The organism is Myxococcus qinghaiensis, assembly GCF_024198215.1.
Classification (GTDB): Bacteria; Myxococcota; Myxococcia; order Myxococcales; family Myxococcaceae; genus Myxococcus; species Myxococcus qinghaiensis.
This window is the reverse complement of sequence record NZ_JAKCFA010000022.1, coordinates 40,173-60,020: the sequence shown is the minus strand read 5'-3', so window position 1 is coordinate 60,020 and position 19,848 is coordinate 40,173. Positions and strand designations below refer to the sequence as shown.

The window sequence follows — 19,848 nt, the reverse complement described above, 5'->3', positions numbered from 1 at the left end:
GGCACTCATCCTTCGTCGAGCAGGGAAGACAGGCTCACCGCGAGGCTCGCATCCATCACCCGCAGCAGGCTGTCGAGCTGGGAGACATTCAGCGTCAGTCGCCGCGAGAGTCCGGCGCGAGTGCCTTCCAGCAGGGACTGGCGGGCGCGCGTCAGCCAGCGAGACACCGTGGAGGCGTGGACCTGGTGGAGCGTGCCCAGGGACTCCACCCCGAGCCCCTGACCCAGACTCAGTCGCAGGAGGTTTCGGTCCCTGGGCGAGAGCTGCGACAGCGCCTCGGCGAACGCGGCGCGGAAGGCGGGGCGATAGCGTTGCTGGATGAGCGCGAGCTCCGGGTCCGCGCCCTGGAGCTCCGACACGAGCGGCGCATCATCCAAAGACACGGCGCGGGGAGGGCCGCGCTTGAGGGTCAGGGCGACGCCCACCGCGATGGCCTCCGTCCAGCGGCGCAGCGTGCCGCGTCCGGCGTACTCGCCCAGGCGCGGGCCCTGACGGGTGCTGCCCACCAGCAGCTTCAGGCGGGTGAGCTGGAGCACCTCGTCCACGAAGGCGTCCGAGCGGTCCACGCGGCGCACGGCGCGCGACACGGGCAGGAGCACCGCGCGCTGGAGGGCCTCGAGCGCGGCGCGGTCTCCGTCGAGAGATGCGCGGGCGAGGTAGAGGTCCTCGACCTTCAGCGCATGCAGTCCTTCCGTGAGGGACAGCTCAGGAGGAACGCGCTCGCCCAGGTGGCGTGCGAACGTGTCGCCAGACAACACGACGCCCGGCCACGCTTCGTGGCTGCGGTCCAGTGCTTCCCCCAATCGCCCTGCCAGGACTTGTGACTCGTCCGGGCCACACGGACGCGACGCGCCCGCGAGAAACGACAGCACGAGCTCCATTGTGCGCGGGACTCTATCGGATTCGGGGCTCGGCGCCGGAGGCGTCGATGTACGCATGGTGTCAGCGCGTCGTCGGAAATCAGACCTGATGCGTCAGCCTGGGTGGGAAGCATTGTCGAGCACGGGTGCGGGGATACAGACGTGGAGTCCCCCCGCTGGAAGGCATGGAGCATGCGACGGGAAGCCCGACCGTGGGGGTGGGGGAGTGCTCGGCGCGCAATGGAGATGCCCCTTCGTGCAGGGCATCGGTCCGACGGCGAGGCAGTGGAGGATGGGACCCTCATGCAATGGTGGATGACTCCTCTCCGTGTTACCTGCCAACCCGCCCATGAAGACACCCTCGTCTCCCTTCTTGATTGTCAGCGTCGTGTTCGTGTCCCTGTCGTTGAGTGTCTTTGCTTGTTCCGGTGAGCCCTCGTCGACCGACCGGGATGAAGACGGAGTGGTGCCGACCAAGGACGGTGGCGGGGCTGGGCGTGACGACGGTGGAGACGGGCCCGGACGCGAAGACGCTGGCGGACCCGGTCGAGATGACGGAGGCGAGCCAGATCGCGAAGACGCCGGCGAACCGGGTCGTGAAGATGCGGGCGAGCCAGATCGCGAAGACGCCGGCGAACCAGGTCATGAAGATGCGGGCGAGCCAGGTCGCGAAGACGCTGGGACGCATGAGGCCGATGGTGGAACCCCGGAGTCGAGGGATGCGGGCGGCTCTGGGTCCTCGGATGGCGGCGACTCCGGCACGGACGGTGGCCGCGGTCCGGACCCCGTGGACGCTGGCCTTCCGGACGCGGGGCCACCGGATGGCGGGCGGGACGCAGGTCCCATCGACGTGCCGACGGACGGCGGCACGCTCATCACCGGCACGTTGTCGGGGACGCTGACGGCGGCGGGTTCGCCCTACCGGGTCATCGGCAACGCGCAGGGCGTCGTCACGATTCCGAAGGGACAGGTCCTCAAGGTGCAGCCCGGCGTCGTCCTCGACTTCAAGGGTCGCCCGGAGGTGACGGAGGCGGATGTCGCGTCAGGGGCACCGGACAGCGTGATGAACCACCAGAAGGGCCGCGTGGAGCTGCGCGTCTACGGAGGCATCCAGGTGAGCGGCACGGCGGACAAGCCCGTGGTGCTCACCTCGACGAATCCATATGGCTGGTGGGGGATGAACTTCTACGGAGACAACTCGGTGGGGGATGGCCACCCCGTCTTCGACCACATGATTTTCGAGAAGGTGCGCAAGAACGATTACAACGGCGACCGTGACTGGACGCGCGGCGCGCTGTGGGCCTACTACCCGGGGCCGGTGACGATTCGCAACTCGCTGTTCCGGGACAACATGTCCGCCGCGAAGTGCGGCGCGCTGGACCTGATGTTCACCGTGGGCTCGCGCGTGGAGAGCACGGTGTTCGAAGGCAACCGCACCTCCGACATCGACCGCTTCGCGCAGGCGGGCACGTCGTCCATGGCGGGCGGCGGAGCGATGTGCGTGACGCACGGCCGGGACTCCGTGGTGCGCGGCAACACCTTCCGGAACAACGGGCTGGAGGCCTTCCGCGGCAGCGTGTGGAGTGGCCTGGCGGTGAGGCCCCTGCTTGCCTGGCCCAACTCGCAGAACATCTACGACCTGGGCGGCGGCGCGGCGCTGCACTACTTCCAGCCGAACAATGACCTCATCGAAGACAACCTCTTCGAGGACAACTTCGTGACGAAGGGCCCGGCGGCGGCCATCTACCTGGAGGACGTGGGGACCCGCGCCGTCACCGTTCGACACAACCGCTTCGTGGGCAACCAGGCAGGGGCGGGAGGCGTCGTCGTCTGCAACCGGGGCAGCGGCGGGGTGGAGCTGGTGGTCGCGAGCGACAACGTCTTCCAGGGGAACGAAGTGAACGGCGCTCCCGCTCCGAACGTGACGGGCGACTGCACGGTCGCCGCCCAGTAGTCGGCGCGAGTCCTACCTTGTCGCCATCGGGGGGCCCGGGGCCTCGAATAAAGTGGCTCCGGGCGCGTCAGGAGGCTTTGTACACACCAGCGAGCTTCGCGCTCACGAGGACCCCCCACCATGAACGCTTTTTCTTCCGCCGTGCTCGCGGGACTTCTCTTCGCGGGAAGCGCGCAGGCCCAGTCCCGAAACAACCAGTGGGAGCGCGCGCAGAACCGCTACGAGGCGCATGAGGACCGTCGCGAGCTTCGGGACGACCGGATGGACGTGCAGGAGCTGAAGACCGTCCTGGCCCGCTTCGACAAGGCCTGGGCGCGTCGTGACCACCGCGAGATGGATGCCGTGGAAGCGCGGCTCCGCCAGCTTCTCCACGCGGAGATGATGGAGAGCCGCAACGAGCTGTCGTCCTCGCAGCGGGAGGCCCAGCGCAGCCAGCGTGAGGTGCGCGCGGAGCAGTGGGAGGTCCGGGACGATGCGGCCTGGGGGCGCCGGGCCGCGTACGTCAGCGACAAGCGGGACCTCCGCGATGACCGGCGGGATGCCCGGGACGACCGTCGCGATGTGAAGGCGGAGGCCAGCACGCTGCGCTCGCGGCAGGTCATCGCCCGGGAGCTCGCGGAGCTGGAGGGCCGCAGGGCTGGAGGCGCGCTGCACCGCAAGCGGGACCTCATCCAGGAGCTCATCCGGCTGGCGGAGCGCGAGGTCCGCGAGGGCAAGCAGGAGCTGCGCGAGGACCATCGCGAGCGGCGCGAGGACCGCCGTGAGCACCGCCGGGGCTGAGTCCGGCGATTCGCTCGCCGGGTGACACTTGCCGCCCATCCGTGGCGTCCGGGCTTTCGAAAGGGACGCAGGCCGGCATTGACTGCCGGCCGTGGGAATCTGGTCGAAGAAGAGCCTCACGAGGCTCCAGAACGAGGATGGCGAGGGGCACGAGCTGCATCGCACCCTCAATGGGCTCCAGCTCACGCTGCTGGGAATTGGAGCCATCATCGGCGCGGGCATCTTCGTCGTGACGGGGACGGCGGCGGCGCAGCACGCGGGGCCCGCCATCGTCCTGTCGTTCATCCTGGCTGGGATGGGCTGCCTCTTCGCGGGGCTGTGCTACGCGGAGTTCGCCTCGATGATTCCCGTGGCCGGCAGCGCGTACACGTACGGCTACGCCACCCTGGGCGAGCTGGTGGCGTGGATCATCGGCTGGGATTTGATGCTGGAGTATCTCTTCGCGTCCTCGGCCGTGGCGGTGGGGTGGTCCGGCTACCTGACCGCCTTCCTGCGCGACTACGCGGGCTGGGAGCTGCCCGCGGCCCTGGCGAATGCACCGCTCGGCACCACGCCGGGCTCGCTCGTGCCTCACGCCACCGGAGCGCTCATCAACCTTCCGGCGGTGCTGCTGGTGGGCGTGCTCACGGCGCTGCTCGTCGTCGGCATCCATGAGTCCGCGCGCGTCAACAACCTCATCGTCTTCGTGAAGGTCGCCATCGTCCTGCTGGTCATCGTCTTCGGCGCCTTCCATGTCGAGCGCGAGCACTGGACGCCCTTCATCCCGCCCAACACGGGGCGCTTCGGCGAGTTCGGCTGGAGCGGGGTGCTGGCGGGGGCCGGGGTCATCTTCTTCGCGTACATCGGCTTCGACGCCGTCTCCACGGCGGCGCAGGAGACGCGCAACCCGTCGAAGGACCTGCCCACGGGCATCCTCGGCTCGCTCATCGTGTGCACGGTGCTCTATGTGCTGATGGCGGCGGTGATGACGGGGCTGGCGCCGTACCAAACGCTGGATGTGGCCGAGCCCGTGTACGTGGCCATCTCCGAGGGAGGCCCCGCCTTGCAGTGGCTGCGGCCCATCGTCGGCGTGGGGGCCATCGCGGGGCTCGCCTCGGTGGTGCTCGTCATGCTGATGGGGCAGCCCCGCATCTTCTTCGCCATGTCACGCGACGGGCTGCTGCCGCCATTCTTCGGACGCATCCACCCGCGCTACCGGACGCCCTATGTGTCCACGCTCATCACCGGAGGCGTGGCCATGGTGGTGGCGGGGCTGTTCCCCATCGGGTTGCTCGGGCACCTGGTCTCCATCGGGACGCTGTTCGCGTTCGTGGTCGTCTGCGCCGGCATCCTGGTGTTGCGCTACAAGCGGCCGGAGCTGCCCCGGCCCTTTCGGACGCCCTTCGTGCCGGTGGTCCCCATCCTGGGCATTCTCGTCTGCACGGCCCTGATGCTGGGCCTTGGCACGGAGACCTGGATACGGCTCATCCTCTGGCTCGCGCTGGGGCTCGTCATCTACTTCGGCTATGGCCGCAAGCACTCCCGCGTCGGGCGCGAGGAGGCGGCCGCGGGGACGGAGCCGCGCTGAGGTTCCGTGCCCTCAGTCGTGGAGGGCCACGGGCTTGAAGTGGATGCGCTCGGCCTCGGGGTGGACATAGAACGGCCGCACGCGGATGCCGGTGTGCTCCTTCTGGAGTTCCTCGGCGGCGTGGCGCAGGTCGTTGACCTGTTGCTCCGCGATGAACTCGGGGCCCATCGTCCCGTGGCGGGTCTGGTAGTAGCCGCAGTTGGCGTGCGCGAGCAGGAGCACCTCCTCGATGTGGTGGCCGATGATGAGGAAGCGGGCCGCGCGGGTGATGGTGTCGCTCTCCAGGTAGTCGGCCGTCCAGCGGTTGAGCAGCGCGGGGCCGCCCGGAATGGTCAGGGTGTCGATGCGCTCGTGGCCCAGGTGGGTGGCCAGGTCTTCCACGGCGTCCGTGAAGCGGCCATCCGAGCAATAGATGGCGAGCACCGTCGGATGGCGGTGCTTGTAGCGGTGGCGGGAGACGAACGGCTTCTCGTCGTCGATCATGTGCGCACCCTAGCGGGTTTCCCCTCATGGGGGTCGAGCGGGTGGCCAGAATCGGGCCAAGGCGTTAGACACGGGGGCATGTCTCCTTCCCGTCGTGGTGGGCGCATCTCAGGGCTGCGACTCGAGCGGGTGCGCGCCTCCCGTCAGTTCGCGGAGGGCCGGTTTCGCAACACCGCGCCCGTGGCTCCTGGCATCCAGGGCAACCCCTTGCCGTTGCTGGGCGAGTACTTCTGTGGAGGCGAGCAGCGCACGCCGCCGGGGCCGTTGCCCATGGAGAGCCCGTTGGAGGCCTGGGCACGCAAGCCCGACACCGGTCTGCGGGTGACGTGGCTGGGGCACAGCACGATGCTGCTGGAGCTGGACGGCGCGCGCATCCTGACGGACCCCGTGTTCGGCGAGCGCGCCTCGCCCATGTCCTTCGCCGGGCCTCGTCGCTTCCACGAGGTGCCGGTGTCCCTGGAGGCGCTGCCGGAGCTGGACGCGGTGCTCGTGTCGCATGACCACTATGACCACTTGTGCCGGCCGACCATCCAGGCGCTGGCGAAGCGGCGTGTTCCGTTCGTCACGGCCCTGGGCGTGGGGGCCCACCTGGAGGCCTTCGGCGTGGCGCCGGAGCTCATCACCGAGCTGGACTGGTGGGAGCGGGCCACGGTGGGGCCGGTGGCGCTCACCGCCACCCCGTCGCAGCACTTCTCCGGGCGCGGCCTGGGCGACCGGAACCGGACCCTGTGGGCGTCCTGGGTGCTGGAGAGCGACAAGCACCGCCTCTTCTTCAGCGGCGACACCGGGCTGACGGAGGAGCTTCGCGAGGTGGGGCGGCGCCACGGTCCGTTCGACCTGGTGATGGTGGAGGTCGGCGCCTTCCACCCGAGCTGGGGCACCATCCACCTGGGCCCGGAGAACGCCCTCAAGGCCCATGAGATGTTGGGGGGCGGCCGGTTGATGCCCGTGCACTGGGGCACCTTCAACCTGGCGCTGCACGCGTGGGACGAGCCCGCGGAGACGCTGCTCCGCCTGGCCACCGAGCAGCAGGTCCAGCTCTTCACGCCCCGCCTGGGGGCCGCGAGCGAGCCCCTGCGCCTGGAGCAGGCCACGCCCTGGTGGCGCGAAGTCTCGGCGGGCGTGTTGGCGCCGAGGCCCGTCCTGGGCGGGTAGGCAGGCGTTCCATCGACCGCGCGACGGGACTCCACGGGGCCCCTGAGTCGATGTCTTGGAACGCGGGCAGGGGGATGGGCATCTCTCCTCCAGCAGGTGGATGCAACCATGACCTTGCCCCTCATCGCGCTCGCGGCTGTCGGTTCAGGTGCGCTGCACGCACTGGCGGGACCGGACCATCTGCTGAGCCTCGCCCCGCTGTCCGTGGGGCGTCGACAGGGCGCATGGCGGGTGGGGTTGTTGTGGGGGCTGGGCCATGGGCTCGGCACCCTGCTCGCCGCGGGCGTCTTGCTGGTGCTCCTGTCCGCCGTGCATCTCGAATCCGTCGACCGCTGGGCGGAGCGCCTCGCGGGCCTCGCGCTGCTGGGCATGGGCGTCTGGGGGCTGCGGCGGAAGCTGGTCGCCGGTGACGACAGTCAGGCCTCTCGAGGAGTGCTCGCCGTGGGCCTGGTGCATGGGCTCACCGGAGCGTCCGCGCTGCTGTTGCTGCTGCCCATCGCTGTATCCGGTACGGGGCCAGAGCAGGCCCTCTACCTGGGCGGGTTCTCCATCGGCAGCACGCTGGCCATGTCCGCGCTGACCGCCGGTATCGCCGCCTTCTCTCGCATCCGTCAGGTCTCCTCCAAGCTCGCGACGCACGTGCCCCGCGTGGCGTCCACGGTCTCCATCCTCGTGGGCAGCGCGTGGATGCTCGGGAGCTTCTGAGTCAGCGCGCGGAGTGCTTCGGACATGACTCGGGCCGGACTCCACCTGGTTTCGTGGAGCCCGGCCCGTTCACTTCGCGTGTCCGGCGTGCGTCAGTGGACGCGGCCCGGAGGCAGGTTCGAGCGGGGGGGGAAGCCCGGCACGGCCGCATCCAGGTTCTTCGTGCTGCTCAGTGAGCGCGGCGCGAGCAGGGACTCACCCACGGAGCCGGTCATCGCCTGGAGGCTCTGCGGCGCTCCGCACACCAGGTTCTCCAGGTCGTCGTCTCGGCGGCCCAGGTCGTTGAAGACGCGGACGATGGAGGGGGACACAGGGTCCGGAGTCCCTCCCTGGCTGAGCATGAAGGGAGAGGGGCCCGAGGCGTTCCCCGCCGAACGCGGGAAGATGTGGAGGAAGGTGGTCTGCGTCTCCCCCGCGTGGCAGCCGTTGCACGTGTTCAGGGAGAATCGATGGCGGGCCTCGGGGTCCGCGCCTGGCGCGTTCCAGAAGAAGAAGAACGGCGTGAGCGCGGAGCCCGCGAGGAAGGGCTGTCCCTCGAAGAAGGCCGGCACCACATGCGTGCCGCTCATCAGGGGCGCCAGGTTCTGCTGCACGTAGTTCGTCACCAGGGGCGTGCCGGCGTGGAAGAGCTCCGGCGTGAGGGCCACGGGCGCAGGCGCCAGGCCAGTGGGCCCGAAGTGGAACTCGCGCAGCTCCCACAGCGGGTCCAACACGTTCTCATTGGTGCGCACCTGATGGATGGCGCTGCCCATGAAGTGTCCCGGTGCCACGAAGGACTGGGTGAAGCGGTCCGTGAGTGCCTGGAGCTTCGTGTTGTAGGCGGTCGTCCCGAGGCTCAGCGTGCCCAGATCGTGCCAGTCACGAGCCCAGCGCTGGATGTCCTCCGGCCCATCGCCGGGCAGCATGTACTCCAGGATGACGGTGAACGGCATCGGCTGGCCGGAGGGCGTGGTGACGCCGAAGACGAAGCGGCCCTCGCCCGAGTGCGTGCCCTCGCTGCGCAGGTCGATGCGGTTGACGATGGCGAGCAGCCGGAACGGCGCCGTGTTGAAGTCGAGCGGCGCGTTGGGGCCTCCGCTGCGGGACTCCCAGGGACCGAGCACGTCGGGACGGATGCGGGGGCGCGCGGCGACGAACGAAGCCTCGATGAACTGGTCCTGCTCCCACGTCTTCAGCCAGTTTCGCACCAGCTCGGAGGGGTTCTGTCCACCGTTCATGCGGCGCATCAGCGTGCCGAACGTCCAGACGCCGTTGCCGGTGGTCCGCACCGGGTCCTCCACCACGGACAGGTCGGTGATGAGCAGCTCCCGGTTCGGCGTCACCTGACACACGCCAGGAGCGCAGGCCGTGGAGGACTCGCAGCCGTTGACCGCGTTGCCGTCGCAATCGAATGTCCCCACCGCGCAGCCAAGGCCACACGTCCCCGCGCCGCAGACGCCGCTGGCGGAGGCCGCGCCGCCGCACACGGTGCCGCACGCGCCGCAGTTCGCCGCGTCGTCCATCATCGAGGTCTCACACCCGTTGCCCGGATTGCCATCGCAGTCCAGGAAGCCCAGGCCGCAGGTCTCCGTGAAGGACGTGCAGGCGGACTGATTGCCCGCGGCATCCCGGACCCGCATGAAGACGGTGACGCCCACCTGGTTGGCGAGCAGCGGCACCAGCGCGACTCCCGCATTGTCCAGCGGCACCTCCGTGCCCATGGGGAGGGTGCAGCCCGCGTTCGAGAAGAGGATGATTCGGGTCCGCGGCTCGGCCGTCGCGCGCACCGCGCTGACGAAGGGCGCCTGGGGGAAGGCCACCAGTCCCGGGAGGAGGGTGGGCGGCAGCGGCGCGAGGGTGTCATTCGTATACGCCACCGTCGGCGAGCAGCCCGAGGTGTTTCCGGCGGCATCCACGGCGCGCAACGTGAACGTCGTCACGGAGTTGGTCCCCACGGACAGGTTGAGGCTGAAGTTGCCGGTGGTGGCATTCGCCGTGAGGGTGGTCAGCGGCGTGCCTCCGCAGCTGGGGTTCTGGAAGACGCGGACGAGCGCGCCCGCCTCGGTGCGCCCTTCGAGCAGGGGATTCACCTGGGTTCCCGCCCCATTGGGGACGAAGGCGAGCTGGAAGGGCGTGGCGGGGGCGAGGGTGTCATGCACGTAGCTGATGGCGGCGGAGCACGCGGAGAGGTTGCCCACCGAGTCCTCGGCCTTCGCGGAGAAGGTGCTCGTGGTGTTGGCCGTCATGGTGAAGGCCCGGGTGAAGATGCCCGAGGCGTTGGCCGTCACGCTCGCGAGGGGGCTGCCAGCGCAGCTGCTCCCGGAGAAGAGTCGCACGGTGGCGCCCGCCTCCGTGGTTCCGGCGAGCGTCGTGCTGGTCTGCGTGCTGGGAGAGGCGGGCGTGAGGCCGGTGAAGACCGGGACGATGGGCGCCACCGTGTCGCGCACGCAGCCGAGCAGCTCCAGCCGTGCCAGGGAGATGACCTCGACCCCGGTGCGAGAATCATTGTCGTCCGTCACGTTCAGCCGGAACTTGCTGAAGTTCCTCGGGGTGCTGAGCGTGTACTCGCGCCGCTCCGAGCCCAACCAGTTCATCTCGTCGACGCGCGTGTCGACCGTCACCCACGCGCTGCCGTTCCAGCCTTGGAAGGTCCAGTTCTTGGGCGCGCGCGTGGTGACGTCTCCGTTGGCGTACTTGATGGCGTACCGGCTGATGATGCGAGGCCCGTCCGGCCACTCATAAGCCACCCACGCTGGAGTCTGGGCGATTGCGGAGATCCACATGGACGCGCCGGTGGCCACGCTGTCGAACGCCTTCCAGGCGGCATATTCCGGGTCCGCCTCGATGACGCCGGAGGCCGTGACGATGCCGGAGGGCGCGGTCGCGCTCGTCATGTCCGGCACCTGGTTGACGTTGGCGGCGCAGGCGCAGTTGTAGAAGCTCAGCTTGCCGATGGAGAGGACATCCACGCCTGTGCCAGTCGCATTGTCCTCCGTCACCACCAGGCGGTACTTGGCGTAGGCCGTCGGAGCCGCGACGGCGAACTCGCGCTGCTCGCTGCCACCCCAGTTCGTCTGGATCGTGCGCGAGTCAATCGTGTTCCACGCGGAGCCGGACCAGCCCTGCAGCGTCCAGTCCCGGGGGGCTCTTGCGTTGACCGCGCCGTTGGAGAACCGGATGGCGTAGTGCGTGACGGTCTTGGGCCCGTTGAAGAACTCGTAGGTGAGCCACGCGGTGGACTGGCCGCTCGCGGAGAGCCACATGGTGGTGTCGCTGCCGTCCAGCGCCATCCACCCGGGGTTGGAGGCGCTGAGCTGGCTGGAGGCGATGGCGAGCCCGCTCGGGGCATCGCCGGACGTCATCGCGGGGATGAGGCTGTCGCCGCAGGTGAGGCCCTGGGTGATGGCACCCAGCGGCTCGGGAGGGAGGTCATCGGGCGGCGGGGCGTCCTGACACCCGGGCACGAAGGCCAGGGTGAGGGCGCTCGCCAGGAAGAGGCTTCGGATGGATATCGGGCGATGCATGGACACGCTCCTCGCAACGGGCCGCCGGAGAACGCCGGAGGCACTGGAGGACCGTGTCGTAGCGGGACGTGTCGACAGCGAGGGCTGGGATGTGACGGAAGCGCCGACGCCGGTGACGAGTCGTCCTCCGCGCGGGACGAGCGTTTGACCCCAGGCGCGGCGCGTCCGGTGGGCTGGCGCTCCAGGTATCTCGATGGGACTCGCGTCGCTGCTGGGACTGGTGGGGTGCCCCTGTTCCTCTACCTCCAGTCGGGCGCGGCCACCATCGCCTTCAAGGACTGACGCTCAGCGGCCCAGCAGCGCCGCGAACAGCCACGCCGCGAACGTGCCCACGCCCGGCGTCACCTGCGCTTGCGTCCACCTCAACTTGCGCACGTGACGGCGGCTCTTCGCCTCCGAAGCCAGGGGCTCCAGCACCGCGAGCGCCTCGTCCCGTTGCTTCTGTCGCGCCAGCAGCAGCGCCAGGTCCAGCTTCACCTCGAACAGCGTCGCGTCCAGCGCCAGCGTCTCTCGCAAGAGAAGGATGGCGCCGGGCCGCTCGGAGCCTCGATGGAAGTGGAGCCGGCCCCGCAGCAGCGTCTTCACCGCCTCCGCGCGGTGTCCCTTCACGACGTGGAGCTTAGACACCTGGCGCCAGAGGTCCAGCTCCCGGGGGAACAGCTCCGCCGCCTGCGCATACACGGCGAGCGCCTTGTCCGCGAAGCCCTTGTCCAGGTGCACCTGGGCCGCGGCGCGGAAGCTCTCCAGCGCGGCCTCCGGCTGTTTCACCCGGGCCAGCAGCGGCGCGAGCTTTCCCAGCACCACCGCATCCTTAGGCTCCAGCTCCAGCGCCTTCCTGTAACCGGAGATGGCCTTGTTCAGCCGGCCCTTCGAGCGCGCCAGGTCCGCCTCGGTGACGAGCTCCGAACGGGACGGCGGCGTCTTGCTTCCGAACAGCATCGCGACTCCGCATTGAAGTCGCACCGCGCGCCGGGAGCAACCCCATGTGAGCCGCCACGGTGGGACGTGTTCGCCAGGTGAAACAGCCGCGCTGGAAGTTTCGACGAGACAAATAGGTGAGCCCGATCAGGGTGTCCTCCTGACCGGGCTCGGGGTGCTGCCATTTGTGAGGCCCGCACGTTTAAGACTTCGCCTCAGTGTGATGCCCCGTGTCCTGCGATTGAACGACCGCCGCGCAAGCGAGTGAAGCGGCGGGCTGGAATTGCACCAGCATCTCGGGGAGAAGGGCGGAGTCGGTAGATCGGACCTGCGACAGCGAATGCTGAGTCTGGAGTGAGAATTTGAGCGTGGGGTGCTTCGCGGGCCCTTGATGTCGCTTGCCTCTACCAGTTGGGCTACCCCGCCGTAGGAGATGGCGGGGGCAGGGCTTGAACCTGCACTGAAGGCGACCCGGGAACGCTCGGCGTCAACTTGCTGCTGAGTTTGAGCTTGTACTCCGAAAGGACTGCGCGGCTGAGTCTAGCCGAAGAGATAGCCGAGGAGAACCTCACCCGACTTCATCTCTTCCACCTCCACGGCGTTGGCTTCCTCGCGCGCGAACTTGACCGCCTGCTGGAGCTTCTCCACGCGCTCCACCAGCTCGTTGACCCGGACGGCGGGGAGGGCGCCCGAGTACTTCACCGTCTTCCAGTAACCGACGACGATGTCCTCGTAATAGACCTCCACCTGGGCGGGGTGCTTCTCGGTGGCCTCGGCCTTCACGTGGTTGCGGGGGACCTTCTTCGTCTTCGCCGTCTGCACGGACTCGGTGGCCCACAGGCCCTGCGCCGGGTCCGGAACCCAGGACTCCGACGGGTCCAGCGTGGGCAGCTTCTTCACGAAGGTCTGCAGGTCGACGAGCTGCTTCTCCAGGAAGAGGAGGTACGTGGCGGGGGCGCCCTTGAGGAGCACCTTGCCATCGACACGCACGTCCGCCTTGGCGTGACAGTTGGTGAGGTCCTTGGTGGCGGTGACGTCGAAGAGCCGGGTGAGAATTTCCTTCGTCTTCTTCAGCACGTCGTCGGTGCGCACCTGCACGCGCGTGGACTCAGGAGGGAAGCGCTCACCCTCTTCGTCACGGGGCTGATAGGTGCGGGAGATGCCGTTGAGCAGCTGCGGCTTCTGGAGGTCGTGGTGGGCCTGCGTCAGCTCCTGCTGGGAGCGGTTCTTGACGCCCTTCTCGACGGCGATGATCTGATTGAGCTTGGTCATGAGGTTCGGGTCTTCGCGTTTTTGAGTTGGGGCCAGGACGGTGCGCCCGGAGCGTACCTGACGCGGACGCCGATTCTCAGTCGGGCTTTCCGTAGCCCACGAGCGCGTCGTCCTCGAACTCCGCCACCCAGCCTCCCGGCAGGGCGAGCGCGCTCATCAACGCGGGACGCCGACGCAGCAGGGAATACACGGGGAATGTCTCGAAGGTCTCATCGCCCGGAGGGCCGGGGGGGACGATGAGCCAGCCGGAGTCGGTGCCCTCGGGGGCCCGGGCGCGCGCCATGGCGACGCGGTGACTCCGGTCCCACCCGGGCACGGCCGCGACCTTGTCTCCGTAGCGAGGAAACAAGGGCTCGGTGCCTACCGTCTGCGTCGTCTCCAGCATCCGCCCCTGGATGCGCAGCGTCACGGTGATGTCGTCGCGCCAGTCGTTCAGCGGATCGCCGTCGAAGTCGGGCTCCGTCACGACCAGCGAGTCCCCGCGCGGGTCCAGGCGCAGACTGGACCAGCCGAAGCGCAGCGTGCGCCCGGGGATGAGGCCGCCGGGCGGCAGGCGCGTGAGCACGCTCAGCACCCACTCGGCCTGTTCCTCCGCGTCATCCGCGCACATGAGCACCACGTGCGCCCCGTGCAGGTGCCGCTCCAGTCGAAGCTGTCCCATCTCCATCCCTCCCGCCGCTGCCCCGCGTCCACCGCGAGTGCCGCCGGGCAGCATGTCGCGAACCCTCGCGTCGAGGAAGCACGTCGATGGGCGGATTACCGTCCCTGGAACACTGGGGGCCTGCGTGCCGCCGCCGCCGCGAGCCCTTCGCCCAGGTCCGCGCTGCCGTAGCTCTCCGCCTGGAGTCGGGCCTCTTCCTTCAGCGCGCGTTGGAGTCCCGCGCGGTCCAGGCCAAGGCGCTGCTTGAGTCCACGCGTCGCCAGCGGTGCGTTCGCCGCGATGCTCGTCGCGAGCGCGCTCGCGCGGGTGCGGGTCTGCGTCGCGGCGGTGGCCTCCAGCGCCAGCCCCAGCCGCACCGCCTCTCGGCCATCGAAACGACGGCCCGTGAGCAGCAGCTCCGCGGCGCGCTGGGGGCCCGCTCGCAGCGGCACCAGATACGTGGCGCCCATGCCGGGATGCAGGCCGAGCTGCACGAAGTTGAGGGCCAGCTTCGCGTCCTCGGAGACGATGCACACGTCGCATGCGAGCGCGACGCACAGCCCCGCGCCAATGGCCGCGCCCTCCACCGCCGCCACCGTGGGCACGGGCAGGTCGAGGATGCTGAGATAGCGCGAGTAGAAGTCGAGCATGAAGCCCCGGGCCTCGTCGAAGGGGACCTGGCGCAGTCGCTCCAGCATCTGGAGGTCGCCACCCGCGGAGAAGGTGCCGCCCGCTCCGGCGAAGACGACGGCGCGCACGTCGTCCCTCCGACGCAGTTCCTCCACCCGCGCACGCAGCGCGTCTCCCAATTCGGGAGTCATCGCGTTGCGGCGCGCGGCGTCGTTCAGCGTGAGCGTCGCGACGCCCCCTTCAATGTCGAGCAGCACGCCCGTGGCCTGGACAGTCATGAGCGGACTGTAACCGCATCCGCCCTCGCGCTCGGCGCCAAAGGCACGGTGAGCGCGAGGGCAGGGGCCGTGTCGGCTAGAACGCCCGGTTCACGGCATAGCCACAGATGCGGTGCTCGGCCTTGTACGTATTCGCACCGGGAATCCCGTCGATGGGCCCCGTGTAGCCGAACTCCCGGCCTACCGTCTGGACGCGCTGCCAGTAGATGGCGCCCGGGATTCCATCATCCTGCGCGGAGGTGCGCGGGCCGCCCCGGCGGTTGAGCTCGCGCGCCGTGATTCTCACGCGAATCTTCTCCGTGACGGGCCCGGTGACACCGTCGATGGGACCCGTGTAGCCGAAGTCCCGCTGTCCCACCGTCTGGATGCGCTTGAAGTAGATGGGTCCGGGGACTCCGTCGTCCTCCGTGGACGTCCGGGGAAGGCCGCCGCCACCACCACCGGGCAGCGGGCCGTGGTCCGGGATGACGCTGCCCGCGTAGTCCAGCGACCAGCCGAGATACCGCGCGCCCGAAGCCGCCGAATACCCGGACACGCTGTTGATGCCGATGGCATTGCCCCAGCTCTGCGACAGCTTCCGCGTCGCCATGAAGACAGTGGTGCCGCCGCCGTTGAGGTCCAGGCCCACGTGTCCGAACGAGCCGATGTCCCACCAGTGGAACGCGCCCGCGGGAGCCTGGGAGGCGGAGTACGGCTGCCGCGTCGACGCGTGGTAGGCCTCGATGGCCGACGGCCGCGCGGAGGACTCGGGGAATCCGCCGAAGCGCCACATCAGCGACGCACACCACTGGTCCCACGTGCCGCCGTCTCGCGTGGGATGGGCCGACGCGTAGGCGCGTGCCCGGTTGTAGATGGCGGTGTTCAGCTCGGCCGTGCTCGTGTCGAGCACCTCGGGCGCGTCCGTCACCGCCTCGCCCTCGCCACATGCGGAGAGCCCCACGAACAGCAGGGCGAGGAACGAAGACATCCGTTTCGTCTGCATCTTTCTTCTCCAGGCGGGTTGTCCCCGCGAGCAGTCCTCGGGCCGCGCGCGGCGAGCGTCTGTGTCTCACCGCGATTCGACCCCAGGGGTCCACACGTTGTCGGCGCGTGACTCTCTGGAGTTTCTGCTTCATCGAAATTCAAGAAGCGGTTTCGTCACGGGCGATGCTTCACCCCGTTGAATCCTTGCAAGCGTTTCGCTTCCGCTCGCGGGCGCTGATGCAACGGATTTCTTGTCCGGATGATATGTGCCCCCGGGCGGCCGCCTTGTCATTGGCTGTCGGGTGGTGGCCCGTCTCGCTGTGTGATGTCCAGACTTGTCATCACGGCGCACGGCTCTCCAGCGGCCCATTCATGGGCTTCCGAGCTTTTTCACGAGATGAATCCAACCGGGGAGGAAATGGTCATGTTCGAGCAGTCTTTGGGTGCGGCCCGATGAAGTCATCGCGCGAAGCGGTGCGGCCACGTCGGACGGTGTTGGTCACCGGTGGGTCCAGCGGCATCGGCGCGGAGGTGGTGCGGGCCATGGCGGGCCAGGGGGACCGGGTCTGGCTGACCTATCATCGCGGCAGGGAGCGCGCGCTGGCGCTGCTGCGGGAACTCAGCGGGGACGAGGACCGGGGGCATCTGGCCCTGCCACTGGACCAGTCGAACGCGGGCCAGGTGCAGGCGTTGGTCAGCGGCCTGCCCGGCCCGGTCGATATCCTCATCAACAACGCCGCGCTGGGGACGGAGACCGTCAAGGCCGAGGGCGGAGGGTCGGCGTTGATGGAGGATGAGCTGTTCTTCCGGGTCAACTGCCTGGGCCCGCTCTGGCTGACCCGCATGCTGGTGCCGAAGATGCTGGAGCAGGGAGGTGGCACGGTGGTGATGCTGTCCAGCGTGGATGGCGCCTTCGCGGCCTTCCCCGGCTTCCGTGCCGCGGATGGAATGAGCAAGGCGGCCATCGCCTTCCTGACCCGGCAACTGGCGGCGGAGCTGGCTCATGAGCCCGTGACGGTGGTGTGCGTGGCGCCCGGGGCCACCGACACACCGATGTTCCGGGCCAGCACCCTGGAGCCCCTGAGCGACCAGGCCCGGCGCGCGCTCATCGCCCGGCTGCCGAAGCAGCGCTTGATTGAGGCGTCGGAGATAGCGGAGCTGGTGCGCTGGCTCTGTGAGCCCCAGGCCCGCGTCCTTCATGGCGCGGTCCTGGATGCCTCCCTGGGGCTGGGGGCTCATCCAGGGCTGCTGACAGGGCTTCGTCAGTAGATGGTCAGCGACAGCTCATCGCCGGGGCGGACGGACATCTCCTGCTCGCTCTCGAAGGTCCTGTCGCTGCCCAGGCTCTTGTGGCCCAGGGTGCCGATGATTTCGATGCCGAAGCGGATGCGGTCCGTGTTGCCCACCATGTCGGGGGGCAAGACGAAGTTGCGCGTGGTCATCCCCGGCACCGTCCCCAGCCGCACCCGCCGCGTCCCCGTCAGCGCGTAGAGGTTGACGTCCACGAGCTTCCGGCTCTCCACCGCCACCGTGGTCTTCGGCGGCGGAGGCCGGTTGGGGTCCGCCGCCGCCCCGTGCGCCCCTCCACACGCTGAAGCCACGGCGGTGAGCACGAGCAGCAGGGCGGGGAGGGCGGACTGGGGACGCATGGGACCTCGCTTCCGAGGAAGGGAAGGACTACCGGTGCGGCGCGACCTGGGTGGAGCCTTCCGCCCGGAGCGACTGGGTGGCGAGGCCGGACATGCTCTCCGCCAGCCCCTGGACGGAGCGGGTGGCCTCCTGCGTCTCCTGCACCGTCTTCAGGGTGCGCTGCATCTGTCCGGACAGCTCCTGGATGGCCATGGCCATCTGCTGGGTGCCCGAGTCCTGCGCGCTGACGGCGGCGGTGATCTGCCGCATGCTCGCGCTGGAGTCGCCGATGAGGATGGCCAGCTCCTGGAACTGGGCGCTGGACGTGCGCACGGCATCCAGGCTCTGCCGGACGCGCTCGTCGCCCTTCTCGCTGAACTGGGCCGCCTCCCGCATGCTGGCGCTCACGCCGTTGAGCACCTCGCGGATGCGGTGCGTGGCGCGGATGGACTGGTCCGCCAGTCCGCGCATCTCTCTTGCCACCACGCCGAAGCCGCGGCCGCTCTCTCCGCTGCGCGCCGCTTCAATCGCCGCGTTGATGGCCAGCATGTTGGACTGGTCCGCCAGGTCCTTCACCGAGTCGACGATGCCGGACACCTCGCGCGTGCGCTCGTCGAGCGCGAGGATGCGACGGGCCATCTCCGACACCTCGGAGCGGATCGCCGCCAGGTCCGCCAGCGTGCGCTCCAGCGCGGCGCTGCCCTCGCGGCCCACCTGCTCTGCGCCTTCGGCCGACGCGGCCAGCGAGCTGGCCTTCTCCGCCGTCATCTGCGACGAGCGGCGAATCTCCTTCACCGTCTGCTCGGCCTCCTGCAGCGCCGCGGCCTGACGGCTGACGCCCTCGGTCTGCTGGTCGCTGGTGGAGCGCAGCTGCTGCACCACCGTGGCCAGCTCTCCGGCGCCGGTGCCCATGCGCTCGGCCAGGTTGCGCACCTCCAGCTGTCGCTCCTCCAACTGCCGGGTGTGGGCCTCCAGCGAGCGCACCACCTCCATGGAGCGCCGCGCGACGATGCCCAGCAGCGACAGGGTCAGCGCCAGGTAGCCCCAGTGCGACACGTTGCCCAGCGAGAAGGGCAGCACGCCGATGACGGGCAGCACCGTGAGCGCGAGGAAGAGGACGAGCCCACCCAGGCCCGCCACGAAGATGCGGGCGTCGGGGTTGCCGCGCCACGCCTCCATCGCCGCCACGCTGAAACAGATGAGGAGGATGGTGAACGAGAAGGGCAGGAAGGGCACCAGGATGCGCTGCGCGGTGCCCAGGTCCAGCAGGGCGGACAGGGCCGCCACCACGCAGAGCGCCGTGTAGCCCATGGCGCCGATGCGGAACCAGCGCCGCTGGTTGTTGAGGAGCGCGTCCGACACGAACTCGATGAGGCCCGACACGAGCAGGAAGATGCCGAGCACCGTGAAGCGCGTGGCGGTGATGGGCGCGTCCCACAGCGCGTTGGGCATGCCGCTCAGGCCCAGCAGCACGAAGCCGCCGCTGGCGGAGAACACCGCCAGGCCCGCGAGCATCCGCCGACGCCAGTGCAGCAGGAACGCTCCACCGGAGCCCACGGCCACCGCCAGCAGCAGCATGCCCATGACGAACGGCGCCTGGCCCTCGCGCGTCACCTTGGCGAGCAGCTGATGCCGGGAGCCGATCAACGCGCCCTGCGCCACGCCGATGTTCGGGTTGCTCGACTGCACGCGCAGCAGCAGATGTCCACCGAGCGCGGCGCGCGGCACCGGCACCACGTGCCAGGCCATGTTGTCGGACAGCTCCGCGCCGGAGGTGTTCAGCCGTCCGCTCACATAGACGCGCTGACCGTTGGCGTAGGCCTCCACGGCATTGGTGACCTCACCCAGCATCACCGCGGGCTCCGCCCAGGGGCCTTGCGGCAGCGGGATGCTGATCCACAGGAAGATGTTGTTGCCGCGTCCCGGTGGGGGCTTGAGCGCTTCCATCGTGCGCCACTCGTCCGCGACGTTCGCGGTCTGTGCCCACAGCGGGATTCCATCCGCGCCCTGGGGCGAGTCACCCCAGCGGTAACGCCAGCCCTCCAGCAACGGAACGGCGGAGCTCGGCTCCTCCTCCGCGCGAGCCGTGGGGGCATGGACGAGCGCGATGAGCAGCGCGCAGCCCAGCAGCACCAGACGCGAGGAGCGGCGCGACGATGCGTGAAGCCTCACGATGGAGTCGCGCGAGGCAAGGCTGTCGAAGGGTGTCGGGGAGGGGCGGTGGGCAGCCATGAGGAGGCCAATGCTCGACTGCCAGCGCATGGCTGTAAATAGGCCTGCATCCCTGACATGTAGGAAAGGGTTCCGAAAGGCCTGTAGGGAAGTGAGAGTGAAACTTTCCCGACGCGCCACGCCAACATTCAGGAGGGGCGATTGTGACCCAGATGCAGGTGTCTCGGGACATCGTGTCAGGACTGGACGCGAGGGAAGGCTTTAGCGGGGAGTCCCGTCTCGGGCCCGGGCGGCCGGCTTGAGCGGCTCGCCCGGACTTCCGCATGGAGGGCTCCCGCC

The 19,848-nt window shown here is 69.2% G+C and carries 18 protein-coding genes; 8 read left to right on the top strand and 10 right to left on the bottom strand.

All coding sequences use genetic code 11. The features are described from left to right. Positions 1–5: 5 nt before the first annotated feature. Complete coding sequence (locus LZ199_RS33950) at positions 6–881, bottom strand: sigma-70 family RNA polymerase sigma factor (protein ID WP_253997912.1); 876 nt, start codon at positions 879–881, stop codon at positions 6–8. Positions 882–1,312: 431 nt separating this feature from the next. On the opposite strand from LZ199_RS33950, the gene LZ199_RS33945 reads away from it, so the two are divergent. The 4 genes from LZ199_RS33945 to LZ199_RS33930 all read left to right on the top strand — a co-directional run bounded on the left by LZ199_RS33945 (position 1,313) and on the right by LZ199_RS33930 (position 5,161). Next, entirely contained in the window at positions 1,313–1,762 is a 450-nt protein-coding gene (locus tag LZ199_RS33945; protein WP_253997911.1) for a hypothetical protein, read from the top strand. Further along, positions 1,711–2,814 (top strand): right-handed parallel beta-helix repeat-containing protein, encoded by a 1,104-nt coding sequence (locus tag LZ199_RS33940; protein WP_253997910.1) that lies wholly within the window; start codon positions 1,711–1,713, stop codon positions 2,812–2,814. Before LZ199_RS33945 ends, LZ199_RS33940 begins: the two co-directional genes overlap by 52 nt. 120 nt (positions 2,815–2,934) lie before the next feature. Next, positions 2,935–3,594, top strand: a complete 660-nt coding sequence (locus tag LZ199_RS33935) for a hypothetical protein (protein ID WP_253997909.1) — start codon at positions 2,935–2,937, stop codon at positions 3,592–3,594. Positions 3,595–3,685: 91 nt separating this feature from the next. Then, positions 3,686–5,161 (top strand): amino acid permease, encoded by a 1,476-nt coding sequence (locus tag LZ199_RS33930; protein ID WP_253997908.1) that lies wholly within the window; start codon positions 3,686–3,688, stop codon positions 5,159–5,161. Positions 5,162–5,173: 12 nt separating this feature from the next. Here the strand turns inward: LZ199_RS33930 and LZ199_RS33925 are convergent, their stop codons facing one another. Then, the gene (locus LZ199_RS33925; RefSeq protein ID WP_253997907.1) at positions 5,174–5,644 is read right to left on the bottom strand and encodes a carbonic anhydrase; all 471 of its coding nucleotides are present in this window, start codon (positions 5,642–5,644) and stop codon (positions 5,174–5,176) included. 78 nt (positions 5,645–5,722) lie between these two features. Here LZ199_RS33925 and LZ199_RS33920 point away from each other — a divergent pair, with 78 nt between their 5' ends. Next, positions 5,723–6,799: an MBL fold metallo-hydrolase gene (locus LZ199_RS33920; protein WP_253997906.1), complete on the top strand. Its 1,077-nt coding sequence runs from the start codon at positions 5,723–5,725 to the stop codon at positions 6,797–6,799. Positions 6,800–6,907: 108 nt separating this feature from the next. Next, the gene (locus LZ199_RS33915; protein WP_253997905.1) at positions 6,908–7,504 is read left to right on the top strand and encodes a hypothetical protein; all 597 of its coding nucleotides are present in this window, start codon (positions 6,908–6,910) and stop codon (positions 7,502–7,504) included. Positions 7,505–7,596: 92 nt separating this feature from the next. Here LZ199_RS33915 and LZ199_RS33910 read toward each other — a convergent pair whose 3' ends face one another. After that, positions 7,597–11,007 carry an Ig-like domain-containing protein gene (locus tag LZ199_RS33910; protein WP_253997904.1) on the bottom strand — a complete coding sequence of 1,137 codons (3,411 nt, stop codon included), beginning with the start codon at positions 11,005–11,007 and terminating at the stop codon, positions 7,597–7,599. 144 nt (positions 11,008–11,151) lie between these two features. Between LZ199_RS33910 and LZ199_RS33905 the strand changes: the two genes are divergently transcribed. Then, a complete protein-coding gene (locus LZ199_RS33905; protein WP_253997903.1) occupies positions 11,152–11,289 on the top strand; it encodes a hypothetical protein in 138 nt (45 codons plus the stop codon). 3 nt (positions 11,290–11,292) lie between these two features. Here LZ199_RS33905 and LZ199_RS33900 read toward each other — a convergent pair whose 3' ends face one another. From LZ199_RS33900 to LZ199_RS33880, 5 genes are all read right to left on the bottom strand, one after another. Then, on the bottom strand, positions 11,293–11,946 hold the full coding sequence (locus LZ199_RS33900) for a tetratricopeptide repeat protein (RefSeq protein WP_253997902.1): 654 nt from the start codon (positions 11,944–11,946) through the stop codon (positions 11,293–11,295). Positions 11,947–12,465: 519 nt separating this feature from the next. Next, on the bottom strand, positions 12,466–13,197 hold the full coding sequence (locus LZ199_RS33895) for a DUF7873 family protein (protein WP_253997901.1): 732 nt from the start codon (positions 13,195–13,197) through the stop codon (positions 12,466–12,468). 76 nt (positions 13,198–13,273) lie between these two features. Then, the gene (locus LZ199_RS33890) at positions 13,274–13,858 is read right to left on the bottom strand and encodes an immunity protein Imm33 domain-containing protein (RefSeq protein ID WP_253997900.1); all 585 of its coding nucleotides are present in this window, start codon (positions 13,856–13,858) and stop codon (positions 13,274–13,276) included. Positions 13,859–13,953: 95 nt separating this feature from the next. Further along, positions 13,954–14,745, bottom strand: coding sequence for an enoyl-CoA hydratase/isomerase family protein (locus LZ199_RS33885; protein WP_253997899.1), 792 nt, complete (start codon positions 14,743–14,745; stop codon positions 13,954–13,956). 76 nt (positions 14,746–14,821) lie between these two features. Beyond that, positions 14,822–15,727 (bottom strand): hypothetical protein, encoded by a 906-nt coding sequence (locus LZ199_RS33880; RefSeq protein WP_253997898.1) that lies wholly within the window; start codon positions 15,725–15,727, stop codon positions 14,822–14,824. A gap of 434 nt (positions 15,728–16,161) precedes the next feature. Here LZ199_RS33880 and LZ199_RS33875 point away from each other — a divergent pair, with 434 nt between their 5' ends. Beyond that, a complete protein-coding gene (locus LZ199_RS33875) occupies positions 16,162–16,977 on the top strand; it encodes an SDR family NAD(P)-dependent oxidoreductase (protein ID WP_253997897.1) in 816 nt (271 codons plus the stop codon). Here LZ199_RS33875 and LZ199_RS33870 read toward each other — a convergent pair. Both LZ199_RS33870 and LZ199_RS33865 read right to left on the bottom strand, forming a co-directional pair. After that, positions 16,971–17,357 (bottom strand): hypothetical protein, encoded by a 387-nt coding sequence (locus LZ199_RS33870; protein WP_253997896.1) that lies wholly within the window; start codon positions 17,355–17,357, stop codon positions 16,971–16,973. The genes LZ199_RS33875 and LZ199_RS33870 overlap by 7 nt on opposite strands. 28 nt (positions 17,358–17,385) lie before the next feature. Further along, a complete protein-coding gene (locus LZ199_RS33865) occupies positions 17,386–19,569 on the bottom strand; it encodes a methyl-accepting chemotaxis protein (protein WP_253997895.1) in 2,184 nt (727 codons plus the stop codon). Positions 19,570–19,848 lie beyond the last annotated feature (279 nt).

What these genes read in the sequence shown, in the direction of transcription:
- LZ199_RS33950 (WP_253997912.1), bottom strand. Translation starts at nt 881, where the DNA reads ATGGAGCTCGTGCTGTCGTTTCTCGCGGGCGCGTCGCGTCCGTGTGGC.
- LZ199_RS33945 (WP_253997911.1), top strand. Translation starts at nt 1,313, where the DNA reads ATGAAGACGGAGTGGTGCCGACCAAGGACGGTGGCGGGGCTGGGCGTG.
- LZ199_RS33935 (WP_253997909.1), top strand. Translation starts at nt 2,935, where the DNA reads ATGAACGCTTTTTCTTCCGCCGTGCTCGCGGGACTTCTCTTCGCGGGA.
- LZ199_RS33925 (WP_253997907.1), bottom strand. Translation starts at nt 5,644, where the DNA reads ATGATCGACGACGAGAAGCCGTTCGTCTCCCGCCACCGCTACAAGCAC.
- LZ199_RS33920 (WP_253997906.1), top strand. Translation starts at nt 5,723, where the DNA reads ATGTCTCCTTCCCGTCGTGGTGGGCGCATCTCAGGGCTGCGACTCGAG.
- LZ199_RS33915 (WP_253997905.1), top strand. Translation starts at nt 6,908, where the DNA reads ATGACCTTGCCCCTCATCGCGCTCGCGGCTGTCGGTTCAGGTGCGCTG.
- LZ199_RS33910 (WP_253997904.1), bottom strand. Translation starts at nt 11,007, where the DNA reads ATGCATCGCCCGATATCCATCCGAAGCCTCTTCCTGGCGAGCGCCCTC.
- LZ199_RS33900 (WP_253997902.1), bottom strand. Translation starts at nt 11,946, where the DNA reads ATGCTGTTCGGAAGCAAGACGCCGCCGTCCCGTTCGGAGCTCGTCACC.
- LZ199_RS33895 (WP_253997901.1), bottom strand. Translation starts at nt 13,197, where the DNA reads ATGACCAAGCTCAATCAGATCATCGCCGTCGAGAAGGGCGTCAAGAAC.
- LZ199_RS33890 (WP_253997900.1), bottom strand. Translation starts at nt 13,858, where the DNA reads ATGGGACAGCTTCGACTGGAGCGGCACCTGCACGGGGCGCACGTGGTG.
- LZ199_RS33885 (WP_253997899.1), bottom strand. Translation starts at nt 14,745, where the DNA reads ATGACTGTCCAGGCCACGGGCGTGCTGCTCGACATTGAAGGGGGCGTC.
- LZ199_RS33880 (WP_253997898.1), bottom strand. Translation starts at nt 15,727, where the DNA reads ATGCAGACGAAACGGATGTCTTCGTTCCTCGCCCTGCTGTTCGTGGGG.
- LZ199_RS33875 (WP_253997897.1), top strand. Translation starts at nt 16,162, where the DNA reads ATGAAGTCATCGCGCGAAGCGGTGCGGCCACGTCGGACGGTGTTGGTC.
- LZ199_RS33870 (WP_253997896.1), bottom strand. Translation starts at nt 17,357, where the DNA reads ATGCGTCCCCAGTCCGCCCTCCCCGCCCTGCTGCTCGTGCTCACCGCC.
- LZ199_RS33865 (WP_253997895.1), bottom strand. Translation starts at nt 19,569, where the DNA reads ATGGCTGCCCACCGCCCCTCCCCGACACCCTTCGACAGCCTTGCCTCG.